Annotated in this window: 6 protein-coding genes, 1 tRNA gene and 1 pseudogene; 3 read left to right on the forward strand and 5 right to left on the reverse strand. The window is 36.7% G+C overall.

Annotated features, from left to right (window positions below; genetic code table 11):
* The first annotated feature begins 23 nt into the window (after nt 1-23).
* A tRNA-Leu gene (locus B5F78_RS15945) sits at nt 24-107 on the forward strand.
* 742 nt (nt 108-849) lie between these two features.
* Here the strand turns inward: B5F78_RS15945 and B5F78_RS17885 are convergent.
* The 5 genes and pseudogenes from B5F78_RS17885 to B5F78_RS15965 form a co-directional block, all read right to left on the reverse strand.
* Nucleotides 850-1,659 (reverse strand): annotated as a pseudogene (locus tag B5F78_RS17885) (recombinase family protein); the annotation flags it as partial.
* A 4-nt stretch (nt 1,660-1,663) separates the two neighbouring features.
* Complete coding sequence (locus B5F78_RS17425) at nt 1,664-1,837, reverse strand: hypothetical protein (protein WP_162608577.1); 174 nt, start codon at nt 1,835-1,837, stop codon at nt 1,664-1,666.
* 98 nt (nt 1,838-1,935) lie between these two features.
* Nucleotides 1,936-2,331 (reverse strand): recombinase family protein, encoded by a 396-nt coding sequence (locus B5F78_RS15955; protein ID WP_087407203.1) that lies wholly within the window; start codon nt 2,329-2,331, stop codon nt 1,936-1,938.
* Between the two features lie 65 nt (nt 2,332-2,396).
* Nucleotides 2,397-2,675 (reverse strand): hypothetical protein, encoded by a 279-nt coding sequence (locus tag B5F78_RS15960; protein WP_087407204.1) that lies wholly within the window; start codon nt 2,673-2,675, stop codon nt 2,397-2,399.
* A 164-nt stretch (nt 2,676-2,839) separates the two neighbouring features.
* The gene (locus B5F78_RS15965) at nt 2,840-3,460 is read right to left on the reverse strand and encodes a recombinase family protein (RefSeq protein ID WP_087407205.1); all 621 of its coding nucleotides are present in this window, start codon (nt 3,458-3,460) and stop codon (nt 2,840-2,842) included.
* 152 nt (nt 3,461-3,612) lie between these two features.
* On the opposite strand from B5F78_RS15965, the gene B5F78_RS15970 reads away from it, so the two are divergent.
* Together B5F78_RS15970 and B5F78_RS15975 are read left to right on the forward strand one after the other, a co-directional pair.
* Nucleotides 3,613-3,921: a helix-turn-helix transcriptional regulator gene (locus tag B5F78_RS15970; RefSeq protein WP_087407206.1), complete on the forward strand. Its 309-nt coding sequence runs from the start codon at nt 3,613-3,615 to the stop codon at nt 3,919-3,921.
* A complete protein-coding gene (locus B5F78_RS15975; protein ID WP_087407207.1) occupies nt 3,914-4,735 on the forward strand; it encodes a hypothetical protein in 822 nt (273 codons plus the stop codon). Before B5F78_RS15970 ends, B5F78_RS15975 begins: the two co-directional genes overlap by 8 nt.
* The last annotated feature ends 91 nt before the right edge of the window (nt 4,736-4,826 follow it).

Here is a 4,826-nt window from a genome sequence, read left to right on the forward strand (position 1 = left end):
TTTGCACCGCAATTCAACGGAATGCCCAGATGGCGGAATCGGTAGACGCGCTGGTCTCAAACACCAGTGGAGTAAAATCCATCCCGGTTCGACCCCGGGTCTGGGTACTGAATGGGAGAAAGACGAAAATCTTTCTCCTTTTTCTTTTTTACCCCCTCGCAACTCATTGGTTTGCTGAAAGATAAGGTCAAGCACTTTGTTGTAAGAGTTGGTTCGATATTTTTCACCGTCAAATTCGATTTTATCCTCAAAGATCGAACCAATGAGCTTGATTTTGGTCTCCAAAGGAGCATCACGGATGTACTTATCTATATTGTTTATCAACAACATAGCGTAGCTCAGCTTTGGTTCGATATTCCCTCGTTTGGTTAGTTCGAGCGCAGAAATGCGGGTTTGAAGCTCTGACACCTCTTTTTCGTACCGTTCCAAGATGCGATTATATCTATCAGAGTGATTTTTATCCATAATTAACAGGTCTTCCACCTCTTCAATCTGAGATTGCTTTGCAGCGACCTCCTTTTTCAACTTGTCTATCTCTGCTTGAATTTCACGTTTACTATCTCCGTGCAAATCTTTCAGTACTTCTTCATACAAATTCAACACCTCTTCTTTAGGTTTCAATGCTCCTACATATTTGGCAAAGCCTTCATTGACATCTTCTGCACGTTTGCGGATATGCTTGGCATCGTGGCAGCAATTATAATAGGTGTACTTTCCTCCATTGCCTCTGCTTGTAGCACCTGTTAAGGCATGACCACAGATAGGACACACAAGGAACTTTCTCAGAAACAAATCAGGATTAGTTGGCTTGCACAATTTAGGCTTTCCCTTTTTCTTTCCGTCAAGCAATTCCTGCATCTTTTGAAAAGTTTCTTCGCTTATCAATGGCTCATGCTGTCCGTCTACTAAATAGGACGGCTTTCCGTTATACTCAGGTACTTTTATCTTACCCATATAAAAGGGATTCCTAAGCATCCCCATAAATGTGCTTTCTGCAATTTGAGGACAATACCTTCTTCTTGCATAATCCGCACTGATAGTACTTTTGGCAAATTCTTCAAACGCTTTGCGTATAGACCTTGCTTCTTCGCTGAACTCAACATACTTTTCTATTACCATACCGTTTGCATCCACACGGTGCTTATTTTTATAACCTCGTGGAGCTTTGTTATAGCATTTGCCTTGAGATGCTGTTCCATAGATACCATCTTTGGTTGCTTTGGAACGACTAAGGTTATCGCCTTGCGCCTGACCTATATATATACCTAATAATGTCGGCCAATTGGAGTTATTGAAATCTATTTCTTCTTCGATAGCATTGGGTTCTACACCCATAAAACGTAAGTCTTGCACTACATTGGCCGCTTGTGGCAAATCTCGTGAAAAGCGATTCCAACGTAAAAAAAGCAATTTATCAACTTCTTTCTTGTGGCTCTTTATATACTTTAGTATGGATTGCATTACAGGACGTTTCTTAAATGTCTTTGCGCTCTCATCTTCTTTGAAGTTAGGAAGTTCTATGATATTGTAACCCATTCGTTTGCAATACTCTCTCAATCTTTCTTCCTGTACTTCTACACTTGTACCTTTTCTTTGTTCGTCCGTACTTACACGGCAGTAAATGATTACATTTGTCTGATTATTTACTTTTACTTTCATAAAATCAATTATTTAGGTTTGTCAATGCTTTTCCACTCTCTATCTGAAGTTGTGCCAGCAGGTACAGATACTCCCGTATTTGCTTCACTTCTTCATTGCTATATTTCTTCTTTCCATCGTTTAGTATTTTTGTGCATGTTTCCAAAGTCAACATAGCTGTTATACATAAGGTGTGCATCACTGCACTTATTTGTTTTTTGCCTCCCTACCATAGCAGCACTATAGTAGGGACTTCTGTTCGGCGGGATAAGCGTAAAACCCATTTTATTTTAATTCCTATGCTCTTTTCCTTTGTTTAGTTACAGATTCTCTTTCCGTCAATTTAAGGATGGGTGACAATGCAATATCCAAATATGCTATGTATTTCCCCATACTGACATCATAAACAGCAATACCTCTTCTATCTAAGGCTGTCAAGAAATCCATAATCCTTGAGAGCCAACGACTGATTCTAGTCCAATTAGATATAATGATAGTATTTACTTCGGGATTTGATTCTAAAGTCCTTATCAAATCTTTCAGGGATTGTTCAAAATCATCATACGGGAATTTGAACACATCTTTTACATTGCAACCTGCTTCTTTAGCATATTGCTTACACATGCTAAGGTTCTCATACCTTTTCGGATTCTTTTGAGATTCCGAAACACAAATAATAGCATTTTGTTTCATATCGATTCATTATTTTATATTGAATAATCATTCTTTTCTACTATAACTATAGTTCTGATATGGTTTTACAACAGTAACTGACTTGTTCCTTCTGCTGCACACCTATTTATAGACTCTACAATCCACTTATGAAGTCGCATCGCTTCATTATAGTAACATTCAAGCATACATTTTCTGAAACAATCTGTTGTATTTTGCATTTCATTTTCTAAACTCATCGCAGCATTCCATATTATTTCAGCTGCAATACTTGCTTTGATACTTGTGCTTACTTTTTTAATTTTAATATCCATATTTTTTGCCTTTTTAATGGTTTGTGTTGCAAATATACTACTAAAAGCCATTGGAAAGAAATGTGTTAAAATCCCGACTTTTTGCCGACTTTTGCTTGTAACTCTCTGATAATCAGTGCGTGGAATTTCTTAATTGATTTTTATTTTTATCTTAATTAGTATTTTTAGTATATTTAACTAAAATTGGCGCCGTTTTGAAGCGATAGAGCTATAATTTAACAAAATTTTATGGCCAGTTTTCGCAAAGTGTTAATGCTTGTGTGAGTCAATTTGCTTACATTTCTGAGAGAATATCCTCTTTTCAATAACCGAATTTCCTCTGCATACTCTTCTTTCATAGCTTCATCTGATTTTCGATATCCTTGTTTCCTTCCGACAAGCCCACCATTGGCGCGGAAATTCTGATACCCACTATCCATACGCTCCTTAATGGTTTTTCGCTCCATCCTTGCCACTTCCGCTAATATGGTAATGAGGAATTGGCTCATCGGGTTCACTTTGCCATCATCGGTAAGGGTTTCAATGTTGTAATTCTGAATATAGAGGCTTATCCCTTTGGCATTGAGCATTTCAATTACTTCAAGCACCTGCAATGTATCACGCCCTAATCGTGACAATTCTGTTACCACTACTTTATTTATATGATTGGCTTCCACATATTCAACCATCCGCAATAATTCAGTACGCTCATTGTTTTTCTTTGCGCCTGATACTTTTTCTGCAAAAGATGCGGCAATCTTCCATCCATTACGTTTGGCCAATCCCGTAAGTTCATTGATTTGTCTGTCGTAATCCTGTATATTGGTTGATACCCTTGCGAATAATACTACTTTCATATCTGAATTGATTTATATGTTATTTATTATACTACAAAGTTAACACAAATATCATATTTAGCCAAAAACAAACGGCCAACTAAAGTTAATTATCTGTTACTTGGTTGATATTTTATATCAATTTTGTACCTTTGCAAACAAAAGTATAGAGTATGGAATACAACCTGAGTAGCAAAGTGAAAGAATTATGCCGTCAAAGAGGCATTCAACTAAAGGATTTAGCTCAAAAGATGGGTATAGCCCCTGAAAGCCTTAGTCGGGCAATCAATGGCAATCCTCAACTATCTACAATTAAAAGTATTGCAGCTAATTTGGATATCTCTGTTTCAGACTTGTTTGCTTTGAGAGAACAAGTGTCTCTGAATGCCATCATAGTATGTAAAGGACAAAGTTATGTCGCACAAAATCTGTCAGAATTGAAACAATTTGTAGAGGAAATAGAACGTAAATACTATGAATAACATCAAGTTAAAATATGACCCAAACCTATCAGTAAAAGACAATGCGCTTAAGTGTGGAGTATCAGAATCTGCAATAAGAAAATTTATCAGGATAAACAACATAGACAGGCGTTATGATGCAAAAGTAGCGAAAGCACGTTTAATCCATAAACTCAAGAAAGAACAACCTGATATGACATTGGCAGAGCTTTCAAGAGTAACAGGATATTCTGTCAACACGATAAAGAAGTATCTCCTAACTGATGCAGATGCGTCAAAAATTGATACTAACAAGGTGTCAACATTTGATTTTACACAGCCTTCTGTAGTCATTAAAACTGTAAGTGATAGCCAAGATGAAATACTGTATAATATATTGCGCCTATATGTTCAAAGAGACACTTATGATTGTGATTTTACTTACTCTGTCGGAAATTTTTATGTAAATCTGAAGAAACCTCAACTCAGATTTGATGTCAATCCACAATCTGATGATATTCAGCCCTTAAGTGAGGCCTATAATATACGTCCCAATTCATTACATTCAGCTGTCGTGGATTTGCCATTTATAGTAAACGTCAACAATAATGGGAATTTTAAATCCAAGATAGCTAAGCGGTTTGATTATTTCCATAGTGAAGAAGAACTATATGAGGCAAATGACAATATGATAGCTTTGGCTTACAACAAATTAAAAGTTGGTGGCTACCTGATAATGAAAAGTATGGATGTTTGTGGCCCATCTAAACAAATATGGGTGGGTAACTATGTGCAAAATAAAGCAGCCGAATGTGGATTTGTCCTTGAGGATATTTTTATATTAGAGTTTATGTAATTTAGATTTGTTATATATCGCGCATACGCGTACCTTTGCAACATGAATTACCATGACCATAAAGACAACAGCAAAAGTTTCCGTGCCTTGA

This window comes from Bacteroides sp. An279 (genome assembly GCF_002159615.1).
In the GTDB taxonomy this organism is placed as follows: Bacteria; Bacteroidota; Bacteroidia; order Bacteroidales; family Bacteroidaceae; genus Phocaeicola; species Phocaeicola intestinalis.